20 protein-coding genes are annotated in these 18,234 nt (G+C 30.6%); 13 read left to right on the plus strand and 7 right to left on the minus strand.

All coding sequences use genetic code 11. The features are described from left to right. Positions 1 to 79: 79 nt before the first annotated feature. From AAC024_RS11125 to AAC024_RS11155, 7 genes are all read right to left on the minus strand, one after another. A complete protein-coding gene (locus AAC024_RS11125; protein WP_339895465.1) occupies positions 80 to 907 on the minus strand; it encodes a universal stress protein in 828 nt (275 codons plus the stop codon). Positions 908 to 1,027: 120 nt separating this feature from the next. Next, entirely contained in the window at positions 1,028 to 1,870 is an 843-nt protein-coding gene (locus AAC024_RS11130; RefSeq protein WP_339895466.1) for a universal stress protein, read from the minus strand. A 23-nt stretch (positions 1,871 to 1,893) separates the two neighbouring features. Beyond that, positions 1,894 to 2,742 carry a universal stress protein gene (locus AAC024_RS11135; RefSeq protein ID WP_339895467.1) on the minus strand — a complete coding sequence of 283 codons (849 nt, stop codon included), beginning with the start codon at positions 2,740 to 2,742 and terminating at the stop codon, positions 1,894 to 1,896. A gap of 993 nt (positions 2,743 to 3,735) precedes the next feature. Next, positions 3,736 to 4,122, minus strand: a complete 387-nt coding sequence (locus tag AAC024_RS11140; protein WP_339895468.1) for a hypothetical protein — start codon at positions 4,120 to 4,122, stop codon at positions 3,736 to 3,738. Between the two features lie 6 nt (positions 4,123 to 4,128). Further along, positions 4,129 to 4,977, minus strand: a complete 849-nt coding sequence (locus AAC024_RS11145; protein ID WP_339895469.1) for a universal stress protein — start codon at positions 4,975 to 4,977, stop codon at positions 4,129 to 4,131. A gap of 87 nt (positions 4,978 to 5,064) precedes the next feature. After that, on the minus strand, positions 5,065 to 6,120 hold the full coding sequence (locus AAC024_RS11150; RefSeq protein WP_339895471.1) for a response regulator: 1,056 nt from the start codon (positions 6,118 to 6,120) through the stop codon (positions 5,065 to 5,067). Continuing rightward, positions 6,117 to 7,997 carry a PAS domain S-box protein gene (locus AAC024_RS11155; RefSeq protein ID WP_339895472.1) on the minus strand — a complete coding sequence of 627 codons (1,881 nt, stop codon included), beginning with the start codon at positions 7,995 to 7,997 and terminating at the stop codon, positions 6,117 to 6,119. Before AAC024_RS11155 ends, AAC024_RS11150 begins: the two co-directional genes overlap by 4 nt. Positions 7,998 to 8,121: 124 nt before the next feature. Here AAC024_RS11155 and AAC024_RS11160 point away from each other — a divergent pair, with 124 nt between their 5' ends. From AAC024_RS11160 to AAC024_RS11220, 13 genes are all read left to right on the plus strand, one after another. After that, positions 8,122 to 8,529 carry a hypothetical protein gene (locus AAC024_RS11160; RefSeq protein WP_339895473.1) on the plus strand — a complete coding sequence of 136 codons (408 nt, stop codon included), beginning with the start codon at positions 8,122 to 8,124 and terminating at the stop codon, positions 8,527 to 8,529. Between the two features lie 6 nt (positions 8,530 to 8,535). Beyond that, a complete protein-coding gene (gene trxA / locus AAC024_RS11165; protein WP_339895474.1) occupies positions 8,536 to 8,835 on the plus strand; it encodes a thioredoxin in 300 nt (99 codons plus the stop codon). Between the two features lie 83 nt (positions 8,836 to 8,918). Continuing rightward, complete coding sequence (locus AAC024_RS11170; RefSeq protein ID WP_339895475.1) at positions 8,919 to 9,521, plus strand: WG repeat-containing protein; 603 nt, start codon at positions 8,919 to 8,921, stop codon at positions 9,519 to 9,521. Then, positions 9,518 to 9,814, plus strand: coding sequence for a site-2 protease family protein (locus tag AAC024_RS11175; protein WP_339895476.1), 297 nt, complete (start codon positions 9,518 to 9,520; stop codon positions 9,812 to 9,814). Before AAC024_RS11170 ends, AAC024_RS11175 begins: the two co-directional genes overlap by 4 nt. Before the next feature lie 170 nt (positions 9,815 to 9,984). Beyond that, positions 9,985 to 10,872: a J domain-containing protein gene (locus AAC024_RS11180; RefSeq protein WP_339895477.1), complete on the plus strand. Its 888-nt coding sequence runs from the start codon at positions 9,985 to 9,987 to the stop codon at positions 10,870 to 10,872. After that, positions 10,872 to 11,168, plus strand: a complete 297-nt coding sequence (locus AAC024_RS11185; protein ID WP_339895478.1) for a chaperone modulator CbpM — start codon at positions 10,872 to 10,874, stop codon at positions 11,166 to 11,168. Before AAC024_RS11180 ends, AAC024_RS11185 begins: the two co-directional genes overlap by 1 nt. Positions 11,169 to 11,177: 9 nt before the next feature. Beyond that, positions 11,178 to 11,753 (plus strand): mechanosensitive ion channel domain-containing protein, encoded by a 576-nt coding sequence (locus AAC024_RS11190; protein WP_339895479.1) that lies wholly within the window; start codon positions 11,178 to 11,180, stop codon positions 11,751 to 11,753. Continuing rightward, positions 11,744 to 12,082, plus strand: coding sequence for a hypothetical protein (locus tag AAC024_RS11195; RefSeq protein WP_339895480.1), 339 nt, complete (start codon positions 11,744 to 11,746; stop codon positions 12,080 to 12,082). Before AAC024_RS11190 ends, AAC024_RS11195 begins: the two co-directional genes overlap by 10 nt. A 224-nt stretch (positions 12,083 to 12,306) precedes the next feature. Further along, the gene (locus AAC024_RS11200) at positions 12,307 to 14,286 is read left to right on the plus strand and encodes a heavy metal translocating P-type ATPase (protein WP_339895481.1); all 1,980 of its coding nucleotides are present in this window, start codon (positions 12,307 to 12,309) and stop codon (positions 14,284 to 14,286) included. A 117-nt stretch (positions 14,287 to 14,403) separates the two neighbouring features. Beyond that, complete coding sequence (locus AAC024_RS11205; RefSeq protein ID WP_339895482.1) at positions 14,404 to 14,997, plus strand: CDP-alcohol phosphatidyltransferase family protein; 594 nt, start codon at positions 14,404 to 14,406, stop codon at positions 14,995 to 14,997. Positions 14,998 to 15,012: 15 nt separating this feature from the next. Next, on the plus strand, positions 15,013 to 16,245 hold the full coding sequence (locus tag AAC024_RS11210) for a metallophosphoesterase (RefSeq protein WP_339895483.1): 1,233 nt from the start codon (positions 15,013 to 15,015) through the stop codon (positions 16,243 to 16,245). Positions 16,246 to 16,368: 123 nt separating this feature from the next. Further along, positions 16,369 to 16,821, plus strand: a complete 453-nt coding sequence (locus tag AAC024_RS11215) for a pyridoxamine 5'-phosphate oxidase family protein (RefSeq protein ID WP_339895484.1) — start codon at positions 16,369 to 16,371, stop codon at positions 16,819 to 16,821. Between the two features lie 236 nt (positions 16,822 to 17,057). Further along, complete coding sequence (locus AAC024_RS11220; RefSeq protein WP_339895485.1) at positions 17,058 to 17,954, plus strand: universal stress protein; 897 nt, start codon at positions 17,058 to 17,060, stop codon at positions 17,952 to 17,954. Positions 17,955 to 18,234: the final 280 nt, after the last annotated feature.

Genomic DNA, 18,234 nt, shown 5'->3' on the forward strand with positions numbered 1-18,234 from the left:
CTTTAGTACATGACAAAAATTAAAAAGTGTCACATAAATTTACCTTTACAAACTATTGGTTGCAATGATATAAATCAGTTCATTCGGGGATAACCAAAAACGGTATTTTAGATTGAAACCCTAGTTTTTTTATTACAGGTTCCTTTATTATAGCTTCAATAAAACTATGTTTGTAGTTTATCATGACTAGTATATCAATGCCCAATTCTTCGATAAAATCATTAACTTCTACTACCTTTTTTGCATACTTTGGCATCCAGTGTAAACTATACTTATAAGCTTTTAAATAACTTTGGAGCGTAATTAAATTATAATCTTGATTATCGTTGAGTTCCTTCTTAACATTAATGTGTACAATCCTGATTTTAGAATCATACAAATCTGCTAACTGTGTTAAAGGTTTAATTTCCTTAATATCATAAAAACGGTTGTAATCTGTTGGAAAAGCAATCTGTTTTGGCTCAATAAAATCGTATTCCTCTGGTACAATTAAAACAGGACAATTTGTGTTTTTAATAACTCGAACGGTGTTGCTCCCAAAGAAAAATTCTTGTGCTGCAGTTGCCCCTTTTGTGCCCATTATTATAAGATTGATACCCTGTTTTTTAACGGTATCCATTATGGCCTTGGTTAAATGATCTGTGCTTAAAATAATATCAAAATCATGATTTGCGTTAGCGTTTCCACGTTCTGCCAATGCCTTCAAATCCAATAACTCCTTTATGGCTTTTTCCTCCATTATTTTTAATAGTTTGTTTGAAAGATCTTCGAAGGGTGCTCCTGCTACAGTTACAGTGTTTAAAAAATAGAATGTACATTCTTCATCTGTATAAAGTTTTAAGGCATAAACTGCTGCGTTCCAAGCATTATCTGAAAAATCTGTGGGTAATAAAATTTTCCGTTTCATCTGTTCTTTATTTATTGTTTTATAATTTTGATATGTAATTCGCTATTGAATATTTTCGTACCGATAGCAATCGGGAGGTATCAACTTACTCATTATGGCTCATTTCATAATTTAAGCTTTTTATGTTTTTGCAGGTATCACTAAAAAGGGACTATTTAAATGAAACCCTATTTGATTTATAGTCGATTTGAAAAATAAATTTTCAAAAAAAGAATGCTTATTATTAATCATAACCAGCAAGTTTACTCTAGCCTTTAATTGAAAGTTAGTTATTGCTTCAGCCACATCTTGACTGTTTACCCTATGAAATAAATGAACTATATGTTCAAAGTTTTTTTCCAGTATTTGTTTGTGTTTTTTTTGAACTTCTGTCAAATCGTTGCCATAGGACACATTTAATATGTTCACTCTAGTATTAAAAAGTGAAATAATATCAATTAAGGGGTTTAAGTGGTGGTCTTTATAATCAATTTCGTAGTCTGTTGGAAACAAAACCTCATGTGGTATTTCAAAATCAAAATCATCTGGTACGGCTAAAATAGGACAGTTTACATTTTTAAAAACATGCACGGTATTTGAGCCAAATAAAATTTCGGCTGCTCCGGTTGCTCCTTTGGTGCCCATAACCACATAATCTATTTTCTTTTTTTTAGTAACCTCTTTAACTTCCGAAACTAGCGTATTAAATGCCGCCATAGTTTCAATGGTATGGTTCGGATTTTTAAATTCTTTAGTCATTCTTACTTTAAAATCGTCCAGATTTTTTAAAGCGGTTTCCCTAACCGCATCACCCAAACCATATTGTGCTGGATTAACTAAAACATATTCAACATGATAAATAACTGGTGTATAGGTATTTAGCAAATAAAACTTGCAAGTTTCATTCTTAAAAAGTTGTAAAGCATAGGTTATGGCATTCCAAGAATTTTCCGAAAAATCAGTAGGTAATAGTATCTTTTTCATGGCTTTCAGATTTTAAGTTAGAACTAATCGCGTTTTATGTTTTGCAATGCTAAAAATGGAATTTTCAGATGTAAACTCAGTTCATCTACAGTAGATAAAAACAAGTTGCTTTCTAAAAAAGAATGTCTTGTATTTACCATAACTAGCATATCAATGTAATTTTCTTTTATGTATGCATATATGGCATTAATAATGTGTTTACTATTTGCTATTTTGAAATTGAGACTGTTTTTGCACAATTCTTCCTTTATAAAATTTTGATTGTCTTCTTGCCGCATAGAAAGCTTTTTACTTTTGGATACGTAAAGCATATCAATTACCGTACGATAAGGCGAAACCATTTCGCAAAGCAATTTTAATTCGCGTCTTTTGTAGGGTAATAAATAGTTTGTTGGAAATAGAATGTGTTTAGGCTGGTTATATTTATAGTTCTCTGGGATAGCCAACACGGGACATTGCACGTATTTAAGAACTTGTAATGTATGACTTCCAAAAGTCAACTTTTTGTCATTGGTTTTTCCACGAGTTCCCATCACTATAATATCTATATTCTTCTCATCTACAATTTTATCAGTCTCATCCAAAAGCATGTTATTAGATGAAATTATGTTATAAGTATGTCTTGGGTTTGGTGATAGTTCTTTTATTTTATTTAAAATAATCTCTAGTGCCTTCAATGATTTTTTACTTATACGCTTTGTGATTTTATCTAAAGACTCTTTTTCCAGTAACGTTTCATCGGCATAAATATCGTCCTGATAGGCGTTCATAATGTAATAGTCACTTTTTTCATATTTAAAAAGTTCTATAGCATATTTAATAGCATTCATTGCATTCTCAGAAAAATCGGTAGGAATCAGTATTTTTCTCATGGTTCTAAATTGTTTACGACTAAATATAAATACTAGAACATGCCGATGCAATGATATATATCAGATTGAAAATTTGGTGGTTTATTAAACCAATTATTATTGGGGATTGGGGATTGGGGATTGGGGATTTTATTCAAAAAAAAAAGGGAATTGTTAATGAACATTCCCTTTTTTTATTCACGTTATTAAGTATGTGAATCGATTAATAGCCACCTTTTAAATAGGAAACAGGAAGCCTAAACTTCCTGTTTCCTTTTGAAATGTTCGATTTTATTAACTAACTTTTCCTAATCATTAATATCCCTAATAAAAGCTATATTAAATCTTCAGATAACCAATATCTTCAAACATTTCTGTACAGCACTAAACATTTTGCAATGTAAAATTCTGATTTTTATAAAAAGCAGGAAGTTTAAACCTCCTGCTTTTCCAAAGTATTTAATGTCATCATTGAACTTTTGGTTTTCTACAATACACCTCTATTGCTAAAGATAATATCGAGGTTTTCCTGCCAAACAATAGCTTCAAATACTTTGTTTTGGTTTTGCCATCTTACAACAACAAAACCTATGCTTTATAAAAAGCAGGAAGCCGAAACTTCCTGCTTTTCCAAAGTATTTAATGTCATCATTGAACTTTTGGTTTTCTACAATACACCTCTATTGCTAAAGATAATATCGAGGTTTTCCTGCCAAATAATAGCTTCAAACACTTTGTTTTGGTTTCGCCATCTTACAACAACAAAACCTATGCTTTATAAAAAACAGGAAGCCGAAACTTCCTGTTTCTTCTGGAGTTTAACTTTATTATTCAATTTTTTAACCTTACAACCCAATTATTGCAAAAGCAATAATTGAAAGCTAGTACAATTAAACAATACTTTTATACTCCGTAGTTTTTTAAACTGCTAAAATGCGTAAGAACGTTTTAATTATAATGCTAATATATATCACTAAACCTTACTGGGAAATGATATATATCAGTTTAGAAAAACTACATAGGTACAATGCCATAAACAATATTTAGTAAAAACAACCCCGTTAAAAACAACAAGGTATAAATGACTTGTACCAATTTTATATTAATAAACTTTAATATAGCAATAGTACGTTTTGGGAATATAAATAAGGATAGTCCAATAAAAAGCGAAACCCACCCAATAAGAGTAATAATAAGTTTCCAGTTTGGTTCCCAAATATTATGGAATAAAATATTTAACAAACCAATAATTATAGCAACAAATGATGAGATGATTAAAAATTTCTCATCGTTAAGATCATTAAAAATTTGTTTGATGCGTTTGGGATTAAAACTTAATATTAAAAAAAATATAATGAGATACCATCCCCAAAACTTTGCTAAAAAAATTGAATTATCCATGTTGTATTATGTTTTTTCGTGTAGTACTAAAAAAGGTATTTCGGTATGATAACTTATGGCTTCAACCTTTGAATTAAATAAGATTTGCTGAAAATAATTAAGATTTTTTGCTACCATGCAAATCATATTTATATTTCTACTTTCTACAAAGCATTGCACGGCATCCTCTACTTTTTTATTGGTTAAATAATGAAAACTATGTGGTAAAGGACTAAAATAATCCTCTAATAACTCTTTGCTTTTATTTTGGTCGCTATTCAAATTAGTTTTCTTTTTACTTATATGAAGAATTCTTAATGTTGATTTACATTTTTCTAAAATTTCAGAAAGAGGATCTAGTATTTCAATATTATAGGTTAGTGAAAAATCAGTGGGAAATGCTATTTCGTTTAGTTTAACAAACTGAGCATCTTCCGGGACAACTAAGGTAGTACATTTTACTTTGGTAATAACATCGCCAGTATTACTACCAACAATAATTTCTTTCAAACCAGAAGCACCTTTAGTGCCCATAACAATACAATCTATCTTTTTCTCTTCAACATGTTTTCTTACCGATTCTATAAAGAAATTATAATCAAAAAGTGTATAAAATCTGTGTTTTTTATTAGGTAAGAAACCTTTTCCAATACGCTTTAAAATATTTCGGAGCTGTTTTTTTGCTGGACTGGTGTAAACATCTACTAAAACATCTTGCGTAGCGATATATGGTGAATCGTTAACTATAACATTGCTTAATCTGTTTACATGGAGCAAATAAAAATTGCAGGTTTCTTTTTCAAAAAAACTAATAGCATATTTAATGGCATTCCATGAATTTTCAGAAAAATCGGTGGGTAATAATATATTTTTCATTTAACAGCATCTTTACATGTACCAATTTAAAGCGAAGTTGTTAAATGTAAAATGATATTAATCATTTTACAAAAATGAGAACTATAGCTAAATGATGCTTTTTAATTTTTGAATATCTACCACCTTAATATTTCTGCCCTCTGCTTTTATAATTCCTTGTTTTTTAAACTCGGTTAGCGCCCTTATTAATGTTTCGGTAGCAATTCCTGCAACACTGGCCAAATCGTTTCTGGAAATTTTTATGGGATCGTCTGGTTTCCGATTTATTTTTTCGGCAAATTTTAAAATAGTAGCTGCCGTTTTTCTGTTAACCGTACCATAGGCCATTTGCAAAAGTTGTTCTTTAACTACAGACAAATCATCTGTTAAAAGTTCTATAATCTCTATAAGAACTTTATGGTTTTTACTTAAAATATCCTTAAAATCAATAATTGAAACCCCTAAGAGTTTAGTATCTGCTAAAGCTGCTGCCGTTTCCTGGTGTGGTGTATTATGTGTAAAGGATGTGTAACCAAATAAATCATCTTCTTTGTATAATGCGGTTACCAATTCTTTTCCTTGTTCATCTATTCTATAACATTTTACAGCGCCAAGATTAATTAGGTATATATAATTAGAATGATCCCCTTCATAATAAATAACATCTTCTGTTTTAAATGAGAATTCATTGCCATAATCATCAAAGAAAATTTTTAAATCGTTAAGTGTTTTTATTTCATTTTCATTGGTTAAAATTGGATCACTCTGTTGATTTTTCTTTAATTCTTGTAAAATGGAAACTTTTGCTAAACGGCTCTCAATAGCGCTAATAAGTTCATCTTCCGAAAAGGGTTTGGTTATATAATCGTCTGCACCTAAATTCATACCTTTTCTAACATCGCTACGCTCGGTTTTAGCAGATAAAAAAATAAAAGGGATATATTTTGTGAGTTTACTTTTCGAAAGGATTTTAAAGGCGCCGTAACCATCCATTTCGGGCATCATGATATCACATACTATGATATCAGGTTGATGCTTTTTAGCCAATGCTACACCTGTTTTTCCATTTGAAGCTGTAATAACATTATAGCTAGATAATTCTAGAAGTTCTGCTGTGTTTTCTCTTAAAACGGAATCATCTTCTATAAGTAAAACTGTTTTCATGGCGCTGCTATATTAGGAAACGTTATAATAAAAGTTGAACCTATATGTTCTTCACTCTCAAAAGATATAGTACCGCCTAAGTTCTCCAAATGGCTTTTAGCAATATTTAAACCAATACCAGTACCTTGAGTGTTCATTACATTTTCTGCTCTAAAATACCGCTCAAAAATACTTTTTTGATCGTTTTTTGGAATTCCTATTCCTTCATCTTTAACCGTGAGCGTAGTAAACTTATTGTTTTGCTTAATTTGTAAATCGATAACGGTACCTTCAGGAGAATATTTAATGGCATTATGCAATAAATTTGAGAATATTAATTGAATAGTTTTCCCGTCTTGATAGAGCGATAAATCATCAATGTTTTCTGGATAGTTTATTTTCTGTCCTTCTTTTAAAAGCATATTGGCATTATAAACCACCTCATTAACCACCTTACTAAGTTTAAAATGAGTAAACTTATAGTTTACTTTTCCTGTTTCTATTTTTTCAACAGATAAAAAATCGTTTAGAATGTTGTCTAAAAAATGAACTTTATCGGTAATGGTTTTTATATGCTTATCGCGCTTTTCTTGCTGTTCGGTTAATTGATATTTACTAAGTAGCTGGCTAGATGTTAAAATACCACTTAAAGGTGTCTTAAATTCATGAGAGACTAAAGACAAAAATTTTGTTTTTAGCTCATTGAGTTCTTTTTCTTTACTTAGCGCAATTTTAAGTTGTTGTGTTCTTTCTTCTACTTTGTTTTCAAGTTTGACTGTGTAATTTTTTCGTTCTGTAATATCTAAAATGATGGCAACGAAAACCTCCCGTTCTCCTAAATTTGATAGTTGTAAATGAACTTCAACAGGATACTCGGTACCATCTTTCCTTCGTTGAACCGATTCAATCTCTAATTTTTCAACATTCTTACCAAATAAAACATCTATAGTATTTCTAAATTCAACTTCATTCTTAAATAGTGTTATATCAATTGGTGTCATATTAATTAATTCTTGCATAGTATATCCAAGACTCTTTTGGGCGCCAAAATTAACATTAATAAACTTTAATGTTTCGGCATCAAAAACATGAATTTCATTTAAAGATTCATCAAAAATGGTTGCTAAATGGTGGTGCTCATCTTCAATACTTTTTTTTAGTGTCACATCATTTTGTACCCCTATAAAATTTGTAACCGTTCCGTATGAATCCGTTATTGGAAAAATATATAAATCGTTCCAAAACATAGTGCCATCTTTCTTATAATTACGAAGCGTAGCTTGACAACTTTCGCCTTTTTCTATGGCTTCTCTTAACTTTTTAAGCGGTGCTTGATCTCTATCTTTTCCTTGCAAAAACCGGCAGTTATGATTAAGAATTTCTGCATCCGAATACCCTGTAAGACTTTGAAATGCTGAATTATAATAGATTACTGGATTATCATGTTTTAAAGCATCTGTAATAATAATGCCGTTGCTTGCAGATTGCAGAGCTTTGGTACGTAACATAAGGGTTCTCTGAGTCTCTTTTTTTTCAGAAACATCCTTAATCAAAACCATAACATAAGTTTTATTATAGATGGAAAAGGGATTTAATTCAACCTCTATTGGAAAAATAGTAGCGTTTTCTTTTAAACCATAAATATCAGTAGCCTCGCCCAATTTTCGGCGTTTACCTCTTTGAATAAATTTTTCAAAATACGTTGAAATACTATCATGATAATTTGATGGAATAAGCAAGTTTAACTCCCTGCCAATAAACGCCTTTTTTGTATAGCCAAAAATAGCAACCGCAGCTGTATTAACTTCCATGATTTTTTGGTGATTATCAACAATAATCACAGCTTCAGAAACAGTTTCTAAAAGAATGTTGAATATTTCTTGGTCTTGCTGGAACATAAAAAAATTATGTTTATAAATGGCACTTAAAAGTACGAAAAAATGGTCATTGGTTATACTGATTTATATCATATAAAGTCAAACAAAAATTATGTAACTTTAATTCGTGAAATTTTTGGTGAAAATGAAAACAAAAAAGAAAATGACGCTCAAGTTTTACCAAAACCTTGGTAAGCTATTTTATGCCATAGCAGCAGCAGATAAGGAGGTAAGGGACGAGGAGTTTGATAAGCTAAAAGAATTAGTAAAAAAACAGTGGTTGGAAGTTGATATTATTGAAGACACGTATAATACAGATGCGGCATACCAAATAGAAATTATTTTTGATTGGTTGAATGAAGCAGACAAATTAGACGCTAAAGCCTGTTACAATGCTTTTACAAATTATAAAAAGGAACAGCCACATTTATTTACAGCCAACATAAAAAAACTAATATTAAAAACGGCTCATGCCATTGCAGCTTCCTTTTCGGGGTTAAATAAATCAGAATTAATTATACTTGCCAAACTCGATATTGAGTTAAAAAAATAGATTTTTATGAAGACTAACTTTAATACAATAATAAATTCAAAATTACCTGTTTTAGTTGATTTTTATGCCGACTGGTGTGGTCCTTGTAAAATGTTGGCTCCTATTTTAAAAGATGTAAAAGAAGCACTTGAGGATGGAATAAAAATTATAAAAATTGATGTGGATAAAAATCAACCTCTAGCAGTAAAATATCAAGTTAGAGGTGTGCCCACCATGATACTTTTTAAAAACGGGGAACAAGTTTGGAGACAATCTGGAGTACTTCAAAAAAACGATATTATTTCAATTATAAAACAGTATATATAAACTGTTTCTTGCTGATGGATGTCATTTTATAATTGTGCTAAGCATCCTATTTTTAGAATATTATTATTATAAAATATTCAATCATGAAAAAAGCACTAATTACACTATTATTAATTCCTGTTTTTGCTTTAGCTCAAACAAATGAAGCACTAGATTTTATAGCCCCTTTTAATGATGGTGTTGCAGCCATTAAGAAAGACAATTCGTGGGGATTTATAAATAACAAAGGCGCTATTATCATAGATTTTAGGGATGATTTGGTTTTAACTGAAACCGATTATGGCAGCTATCCTGTTTTTAAAAATAATCGATGTTTAATTTCAGAAAAAAAAGATGGGATTCTATATTTTGGATATATTGATAAAACAGGCAAAAAAGTCATCCAAACAAAGTTCTTAAATGCTTTAAATTTTAATGATAATGAAACCATAGCATTAGAATTGATTAAAGAAGAACTTGGGGAAAATGATGTATTAGGTAAAAAGGTAGTTAATTATAGATATTACGAAGTCATCATAGACACTAATGGAGCTATTAAAAGTTATTTAAATCCAGAAGGTATTAATATTGTTTTAGACAAAGATTTTCTTAAAAACCCTCCAAAAATAACATCTAAACGTATTTCAGATGATTTAGTTGCTACACCAAACAAGAATAACAAATGGGTTATTAAATCTATAAAATGAAAGCCAATTTAAATTTAGGAAGCGTATCTGGAATTAAAATTAAGGTACACTGGACCTTCTTTTTTTTAATAGCGTGGATTGTTTTTAGTGAATTAAAACGTGGAGGAACTAATGAAAGTATCTTGTTTAATGTTGCACTGGTTTTAGCCGCTTTTGCATGTGTTGTTTTACATGAATTAGGGCATGCCTTAACCGCTAAACGTTTTGGCATAGACACTAAAAAAATAACCTTGCTCCCAATTGGTGGTGTTGCAAGTTTAGAGCGTATTCAATATCTTCAAACAATTAAGTGACGAGCAGGGTTTATCCCTTTTGGTGGTAACTCACGACGAAGGTTTTGCAAAAAACCGATGGTATTATACAAATGGCAGATGGAGAAATTTTAGTATAAACATGGTAAATGATTTAAATCATGTTTTTTGTCCTTTAAACGTGTTAACTTTCTGATTAAATTTATGATTAAATGGCTTTTATAGATTACTATAAAATATTAGGAATTACAAAAACGGCGTCCGAAGCGGATATCAAAAAAGCCTATAGAAAATTAGCGCGTAAATATCATCCAGATTTAAACCCCAATGATAAAATTGCTGAAAAAAAATTCAAAGAAATCAATGAGGCTAATGAAGTTTTAAGTAATCCTGAAAACAGAAAAAAATACGACCAATATGGTGAGCATTGGCAACATGCTGAGGAATATGAAAAAGCACATCAACAAAAACAATATCAAAAAACTTATAGCGGAGGAACTGGCGGACATAACGAAGAAGCCTTTTCTGATTTTTTTGAAAACATGTTTGGTGGTGCAGCATCACGCTCTGGAAGTAGACAAGTAAAATTTAGAGGACAAGACTTTAACGCAGCATTACATCTCGACTTAAAAGATGTTTACACCACCCATAAGCGGACTTTAACAGTAAACAAGAAAAACATTAGAATTACTATTCCTGCTGGAGTAGAAAATGGACAAATCATCAAAATAAAAGGTCATGGAGGGAAAGGTGTTAATGGTGGGCCAAATGGCGATTTATACATTGAGTTTTCTATTGTAAACCATTCAATATTTAAAAGAGATAAGGATAATCTTTACGTTACTATAGATTTAGACTTATATAAAGCCCTTCTAGGAGGCGAACTTATGGTAGATACGTTTAATGGGAAAGTTAAACTCAATATTAAACCTGAAACACAAAATGGTACAAAGGTCAAACTAAAAGGAAAAGGATTTCCAAAGTATAAAAAAGAAGGTGAATTTGGAGACTTGTACATAATCTATCAAATTAAATTGCCTACTAAACTTTCAAATAAAGAAAAAGAATTAATTAAACAGTTACAAACACAACGTTCATAATGGAAACTAGAGATTTAATACCAATAGAATTAGTTTGCGAGCATTACAAAGTTCCTGTTTCTTTTATAAACGCATTGCATGAATGTCAACTCATAGAATTAACTGTTGAAAAGGATAATTTGCTTATTCGCAAAACACAAGTAATAGAAGTTGAAAAAATTATACGTTTACATTATGATTTAAAAATAAATATTGAAGGGATTGATGCTATTTACAACCTATTAGAACAAGTAAATGCTTTGAGAAAAGAAATTACAACCTTGCATAATAGGTTGCGATTGTATGAAGATTTATAAATAATTAACATGGAACAAATAAATAAGTGGATTATTGAAAACCCAACTGCTTTTAGTATAATTAAGTACGTACTTCTTGTTGCTTTTGTGCTTATTTTAATTCAACTAACAAGGCGGTTTTTGCAACAAAAAGTAACGGATACAGGGGCACGATATAAGTCTCAAAAAGGCATAGAGATTATAGGTTATATTGTTTTAATATTTCTATCCTTCTCATACTTCACGGGCAATATTAAAGATTTTACTCTAGCTATTGGTCTATTTACAGCAGGCATTGCTTTTACCTTACAAGAACTTATATTAAGTATTGCGGGTTCACTCTACATATTTATTGTTAAAGTATATAAACCAGGCGATAGAATAGAAATTAACGGTATTAAAGGCGATGTTATTGATGTAGATAGTATTTACACCACCATGATGGAAATTGGGCAATGGGTAAGCAGTGATAATTACAGTGGTCGTATTGTAAAACTAAGTAATGCCTTTGTATTTAAAGGGCCTATTATAACTATTCTCAAGATTTCCCTTTTATATGGGACGAATTTAATTTACCAATTAAATATGGGTCGGATGTGGAGTTAGCCAAATCTATTGTCATTAAAATTGCTTCAGATACGCTTTCAGAATATACTGCAAATTCAAAATCTAGGTGGAATGAAATAGTTAATAAATATTACATTGAAGATGCTATAGTAGATCCAACGCTTGCTATTACATTAACCGATAATTGGATTCAATTTAACCTAAGATATATTGTTGATTATAAAAAAAGACGATTTACAAAACATCTTTTAAATGATAGAATACGGGAGGAAGTTGAAAAAACAAATGGCAAAGTTGCTTTGGCATCAACAACTTTAGAGCTTATTAAAATACCAGAAATTAAGGTGAACATGAAAGAGGGATTTTAAAATCTTCTTTTTTAAGTACTTGACAAAAATTAATTTTGAGAAATAAACCACTCGCCATTTTCAGGATAACAAAGACCTCACAGGTTTTAAAAACCTGTGAGGTCTACCTAAAGAAAAAGCCCTAATATGCTACATGTATGTAGTTTATAATTCTATTCTAAATCTTTATCATGTACTAAACCTTCTTTTATATAACTGTATAAATAAAAAATTAAACTTGATTGATGGAGGTAATTATAGCAAATATGAAAGATAAAACTCATGAGTATAGGGTTAGCTCAGGAAATAAAATGGAACTTTATTTTGCCATTCTTTGTGGCGTATTCCTTCTCGTAGGTTTTATTATTCAAAAACTAACAAGTTTGTCAAACTGGTTTTTTTTATCAAGTTATATCATCTCATATTTTTTTGGAAGCTACTTTATAACCATTGAAGCATATAAAAAAATCATTAAAGGTGGTTTTGACATCGATTTTTTGATGATTGCAGCAGCGGCAGGGGCTTTCTATATAAATAAATGGGCAGAAGGGGCATTGCTTTTATTCCTATTCAGTTTAGGACATGCTTTAGAGCATTTCGCCATGAATAAAGCTAAAAAATCTATTGAAGCTTTAGGCAAATTATCTCCAAAAACAGCACTAATAAAGAAACATGATAAGCTTGAAGAAATACCTATAAAAAATCTATGTATAAATGATGTTATTGTTGTAAAACCAAATACTAAAATTGCTGCAGACGGTGTTATTATTAGCGGTAGTAGCAGTATTAATCAAGCTCCGATAACTGGAGAAAGTATTCCTGTTGATAAGGTCTTTATAGATAACAAATATCATTTACCAAAGTTTAAAGACATTGATAAAAAACACATCGTATTTACCGGTACCATTAACGGCGATAATAGCATTGAAGTTTTAGTTCTTAAACTAAGTAAAGATTCTACGGTTTCCAGATTAATTAAAATGGTAAGTGAAGTAGAAACGCAAAAATCGCCTACGCAAAGACTCACCAAAAAGTTCGAAAAATGGTACGTCCCATTAGTTATTTTGGTGGTTTCTTTATTATGCTTTGCTTATTTGTTAATTGATGAAAGTTTCAATAGAAGCTTATATCGTGCTATTACAATATTAGTGGCAGCAAGTCCTTGTGCCTTGGCCATTTCAACACCTAGTGCTGTACTCAGTGGTATTGCAAGAGCAGCTCAAAAAGGGGTGCTTATTAAAGGTGGAAGAGCTTTAGAAGATTTAGGTGAAATCACGACCATTGCATTTGATAAAACAGGTACGCTAACCGAAGGAAAACCAAAGCTAACACACATTATTCCGCTAAACAATTTTGATGAAAACGAGTTTATTGAGTTAGTTCTTGAAGTGGAAAGCTTAAGTAATCACCCACTTGCAAAGGCCATAGCAAAGGATATAAAAACACATTATAACATTGAACCTCAAAATAAAGCATCCAACGCTAATGCTATTCAAGGAAAGGGAATACGTGCCATTTATAATGGCAATAACGTTTATATAGGAAATGTAAAGTTGATGGAAGATTCAGGCATAAATGTAGAACCAAGCATTATTTCTAAAATGGTTAATCTTTTGGAAAATGGACACACAGTCATGATTGTAGCTTATAAGGATAAAATTATAGGATTGATAAGTGTGATGGATTTACCTCGCAAAACAGCAGCAGCTACGCTAAAACGACTAAAAGAAATTGGAATTAAACACATGGTTATGCTTACAGGCGATCATCAAAATGTTGGTGATGCTATTGCAAAACAAATAGGTTTGACAGAAGCGAAAGGAAATTTGTTGCCAGAGGACAAAGTCGCTGCCATTAAAATATTAATTAAAAGAGATAAAAAAATCGCCATGGTTGGAGATGGTGTAAATGATGCACCAGCTATGGCATTAAGTACCGTAAGTGTAGCAATGGGTGCAGCAGGTAGCGATGTTGCCTTAGAAACTGCCGATGTTGCTTTAATGTCTGATAAAATTGAGAACTTACCTTTTGTTATAGGATTGAGCAGAGCATCTAAACGGATAATAAAACAAAATATTTGGATAAGTTTAGGCGTAGTCACATTGTTAGTCCCTGTAACTATTTTAGGGCTTACAAATATAGGTTTAGCCGTTACTTTTCATGAGGGTTCTACTATTATTGTAGTGCTTAATGCTTTGAGATTACTTCGTTTTAAGATGGATTAATATTGATTAAATTCATTAAATTAGTAATAGAAATCCGTTTTATAACCTAAAACTGACTTCCCTCATATATAATTTTGAAAACATCATTTATATTTATAGAAATACAAAAAAAACAGCATGCGAACCTTCAAATACTTCAATATTGCCGATTGGTTTTCATTTTACCGAATATTTGCTGCGCCATTTTTACTGCTACTTATTTGGTTAGATTTACGGCTTGTTTTTACATGGCTTCTTTTAATAAGCTACTCCACTGATGCCATTGATGGTTATTTAGCAAGAAAATTAAAAATAACGAGTCCCAGAGGCTCACAACTGGATTCTTTTGGTGATCAAATCACTCTTATTGTTGGATTAATTGGGTTATTTTACTTCGAAACTAGCTTTATTAGAGCAAACCTTATCCTAATAATTATTGCATTTGTTCCATATATCTTACAAATGCTAATAGCCTACATTAAATACGCAAAAGCAACAGCCTTTCACACCTATTTAGCCAAACTTTCGGCAATGTTTCAAAGTCTATTTATATTATGGTCGCTATTCTTTAACCCAGAATATGCTTTGTTTTACATCATGATTATAATTGGCTTATTGGAAACCTTTGAAGAAATCACACTAATTTTCATGTATGATAATTGGGCTTCCGATGTAAAAGGTATTTATTGGGCGATGCGAGATAAAAGACGCTTAAAAAATAAGAATCATTAATACACGTGTTCTATTATGCGCAGCTATTCTATATTTACTATTTTGCTTTTATGCTTATTGATATTTTTGGTAGATATTATTGCCTTTTATTGGTTGCAATCTGTCACCGTATTGTTGTCCTCCAGTTTTTTTAAGTTCCTAATAAATATACTGTTTTGGATATTTACAACAGGTTTAATAACAGCTATAATAGTACTTAAAATAAAACTAGATGATATAAACCCAAGACGTAAGCACATGCTAATTTCGTCGTTATACGGGCTTACCGTTTCGTCTTTTATTCCTAAAATATTATTTGTAATTATTATTTCTATACTGTTCTTAACCAACCATGTTTTTTCAGAAAAGGAATCCATTTTAATAATTCCGTTATTAGGATTGTTTTCTGGGTTTATACCATTTTTAACTATAGTCTATGCGATCTTTAAAGCAGTATATCACTTTAAAATTCATCGTCATAAAATAAGTTTTAAACATTTACCTAAGTCGTTTAATGGATTAAAAATTGTGCAAATATCCGATTTGCATTTAGGGAGCTTTAATTACCGATATAAAACTTTGGAGCAAGCAGTAAAGTTGATTAATAATTTAAAACCAGACCTTATTTTTTTTACTGGAGATTTGGTAAACAACTATGCTTGGGAATTACGGGGCTGGGACAAAGTATTTGTAAAGTTAACTGCTAATATTAATAAATACGCCGTTTTAGGAAATCATGATTATGGTGATTATAGTGATTGGGAAAATAAAGTTGACAAGCAAAAAAATTTTAATGCTATAGAAAAGTTTTACCAAAATACTGGCTTTAAGCTTTTACGAAACACATCAGATACTATTAAAATCAACAATGAAAACATCTCTATTCTTGGTGTCGAGAATTGGGGAAATCCACCTTTTAAACAATATGGCGACTTAAAAAAGGCTATAATATCTTCACAAGATGTTGCTTTTAAGATTTTGTTAAGTCACGATCCAAGCCATTGGCAGGAAGAAGTAATTGAAAAAACAGATGTTGCTCTTACGCTTTCTGGTCACACACATGGCATGCAAGCTGGAATAAATTTAGGAAAAAAACAATGGAGTCCTATAAAATATAAGTTTAAGCATTGGGCAGGATTATATAAATTAGAGCAACAATACCTATATGTTAATAGAGGCTTGGGCTGGTTGGGGTTTCCTGGCAGGTTAGGTATGCGCCCAGAGATTACTTTTATGCAACTTAAATGCAGTAGTTCTGCTTCAAATTAATTTAAACTGACTAATATCATTTGCTATTTCCTGACTATAAAATAAATTAGAGCTTAAATCAAATATTTGGTTTTTATACATCACTTTTAAATATCTACTTTCTAACTTTAATATCAGATAGTTATGATTCTTAAACTCGGAAAATCTAAATGCAAAACGCTACTAAGTAATAATTACATAGGTCATTTGGCATATATTTATAAAAATAGACCTTTTGTAATACCAATTACTTATTATTATGATGATAGCACTAACGCTTTATTAGGCTATTCGGGTAACGGGCATAAAATAGATGCTTTACGACTTAATAATGGTGTGTCAGTTGAAGTTGCTGAGATTGATTCTGTAAATACCTGGAAATCTTTGGTAGTGCAAGGTACTTTTCGCGAATTTGAAGGCTGTTCAGCTAAGATTAACTTGCACAAATTTTCTGAAGGTGTAAAAGAAATTATCAAAAAAAAAGAAGGAAAGTCTTTAAAATATTTAAGTGAATTTTCAAGTAAAATATTTAAAGAAGGACCACCAATTGTTTTTAAAATTGATATTGAAGAACTAACGGGGAGAGAAAGAAAATAATAACTTTATTTTATTTCTCAATTTTCTAGTAAAGCTACTTTTGAAGCCATACCAATTGTTTAAAGTATGCATATTCATGAAATTACCGAGAAGATGTGTGATTCTAAAGAAGGACGACATCTCAAACTACGCTTTGAAAGCAAATAAAAACAAACGCATTAATCCTACTATTATGACAAATATCATTTCATAAAATAATGTAGCAGCATACATTTATTAAGTTAAAAAACGCTATTATGAAAACTATACTATATGCCACAGATTGCACCAAAAAAGATGCTTGTTCGTTAAAGTACGCCTATCGTTTTAGTTCTATCCTGAAAGCAGAATTACATATTTTACACGTTTACGATTTTCCTTCAACTTACCATTCAACTATTCAGCCTTTAGAGCCTTTGAAAAAAAGAATGCATAAAGAGCGCATAGAACTTGTAGAAAAATACTGTGCAAAACATCTTCAAAATGAATTTTACCATAAAACTATTACTACTCATGTGGTTGAAAACAATTCCATTTCTGAGAGTATTTCGCGCCTTTCTAAAATATTAAGCCCAGATTTAATTATTATAGGCATGAAAGATAACCATAGTAATAGAGGTTATTTTTCTGGTAATATAGCTGATTCATTACTAGGTAAAATTGAAGTACCATTATTAATTGTACCAAATGATATGACCTATAAGGTTATTTCAACTATAGTATATGCTACTGATTTTGAGCAAGAAGATATTTTATCAATTCAAAAACTTATAGAAATAGCAAGCCCTTTTGAAGCACTTATAGAAATTGTACATGTTTATGAAATGGATAAATACATAGCACGAGAAAACATGGAAAAATTTAAAAATACACTATTAAAACAGGTTTCATATCCAGAAATAACGTTTAGAAATATAGTGTCTAGTAAAACAAAATCGGGTTTATTAAGTGTTTTAAATAATGAAAAAGCGAGTATGTTGGCCATGTTAGAACGTAAACATAATTGGGGGCTTAATAACTTGTTTCATAAAGATTTAGTGAAAGATATGGAAGCTAATGTAGAGATACCAATACTTGCATTTAATAAACATAGTACTAAAATTAAACTTCAAAATGCAAACGCATATAACACCAAAAATGTACTAGCATATTGAATCAATAGTGTCCGATTAAAATTTGTAAGATAGTCCGAACGATAGATTGGGTATAGGCTAAAAGATTTTTTTGAGATATGCCCCTTACTTTTACAACAAGTAAAAAATCAAAAGCTTTCTGAAATGACAAATCTATTGTAAATTGATTATCAATGAGTTAAAATCAAGTCTTGATTCTATATTCTATCAGCGCAGCGGTCTTGATTCTTTTGTCGGACAATAATGATATTGAATAAGTTATCAAAATCAAAAAAGTAATTAATATTAACCTAACTGATTG

The sequence above is a fragment of the uncultured Algibacter sp. genome (genome assembly GCF_963976535.1).
GTDB lineage: Bacteria > Bacteroidota > Bacteroidia > Flavobacteriales > Flavobacteriaceae > Algibacter_B.

What these genes read in the sequence shown, in the direction of transcription:
- AAC024_RS11140 (WP_339895468.1), bottom strand. Translation starts at nt 4,122, where the DNA reads ATGGATAATTCAATTTTTTTAGCAAAGTTTTGGGGATGGTATCTCATT.
- AAC024_RS11210 (WP_339895483.1), top strand. Translation starts at nt 15,013, where the DNA reads ATGCGCAGCTATTCTATATTTACTATTTTGCTTTTATGCTTATTGATA.
- AAC024_RS11125 (WP_339895465.1), bottom strand. Translation starts at nt 907, where the DNA reads ATGAAACGGAAAATTTTATTACCCACAGATTTTTCAGATAATGCTTGG.
- AAC024_RS11205 (WP_339895482.1), top strand. Translation starts at nt 14,404, where the DNA reads ATGCGAACCTTCAAATACTTCAATATTGCCGATTGGTTTTCATTTTAC.
- AAC024_RS11175 (WP_339895476.1), top strand. Translation starts at nt 9,518, where the DNA reads ATGAAAGCCAATTTAAATTTAGGAAGCGTATCTGGAATTAAAATTAAG.
- AAC024_RS11170 (WP_339895475.1), top strand. Translation starts at nt 8,919, where the DNA reads ATGAAAAAAGCACTAATTACACTATTATTAATTCCTGTTTTTGCTTTA.
- AAC024_RS11180 (WP_339895477.1), top strand. Translation starts at nt 9,985, where the DNA reads ATGGCTTTTATAGATTACTATAAAATATTAGGAATTACAAAAACGGCG.
- AAC024_RS11215 (WP_339895484.1), top strand. Translation starts at nt 16,369, where the DNA reads ATGATTCTTAAACTCGGAAAATCTAAATGCAAAACGCTACTAAGTAAT.
- AAC024_RS11150 (WP_339895471.1), bottom strand. Translation starts at nt 6,120, where the DNA reads ATGAAAACAGTTTTACTTATAGAAGATGATTCCGTTTTAAGAGAAAAC.
- AAC024_RS11155 (WP_339895472.1), bottom strand. Translation starts at nt 7,997, where the DNA reads ATGTTCCAGCAAGACCAAGAAATATTCAACATTCTTTTAGAAACTGTT.
- AAC024_RS11130 (WP_339895466.1), bottom strand. Translation starts at nt 1,870, where the DNA reads ATGAAAAAGATACTATTACCTACTGATTTTTCGGAAAATTCTTGGAAT.
- AAC024_RS11220 (WP_339895485.1), top strand. Translation starts at nt 17,058, where the DNA reads ATGAAAACTATACTATATGCCACAGATTGCACCAAAAAAGATGCTTGT.
- AAC024_RS11135 (WP_339895467.1), bottom strand. Translation starts at nt 2,742, where the DNA reads ATGAGAAAAATACTGATTCCTACCGATTTTTCTGAGAATGCAATGAAT.
- AAC024_RS11160 (WP_339895473.1), top strand. Translation starts at nt 8,122, where the DNA reads ATGAAAACAAAAAAGAAAATGACGCTCAAGTTTTACCAAAACCTTGGT.
- AAC024_RS11185 (WP_339895478.1), top strand. Translation starts at nt 10,872, where the DNA reads ATGGAAACTAGAGATTTAATACCAATAGAATTAGTTTGCGAGCATTAC.
- AAC024_RS11190 (WP_339895479.1), top strand. Translation starts at nt 11,178, where the DNA reads ATGGAACAAATAAATAAGTGGATTATTGAAAACCCAACTGCTTTTAGT.
- AAC024_RS11200 (WP_339895481.1), top strand. Translation starts at nt 12,307, where the DNA reads ATGGAGGTAATTATAGCAAATATGAAAGATAAAACTCATGAGTATAGG.
- AAC024_RS11145 (WP_339895469.1), bottom strand. Translation starts at nt 4,977, where the DNA reads ATGAAAAATATATTATTACCCACCGATTTTTCTGAAAATTCATGGAAT.
- trxA (WP_339895474.1), top strand. Translation starts at nt 8,536, where the DNA reads ATGAAGACTAACTTTAATACAATAATAAATTCAAAATTACCTGTTTTA.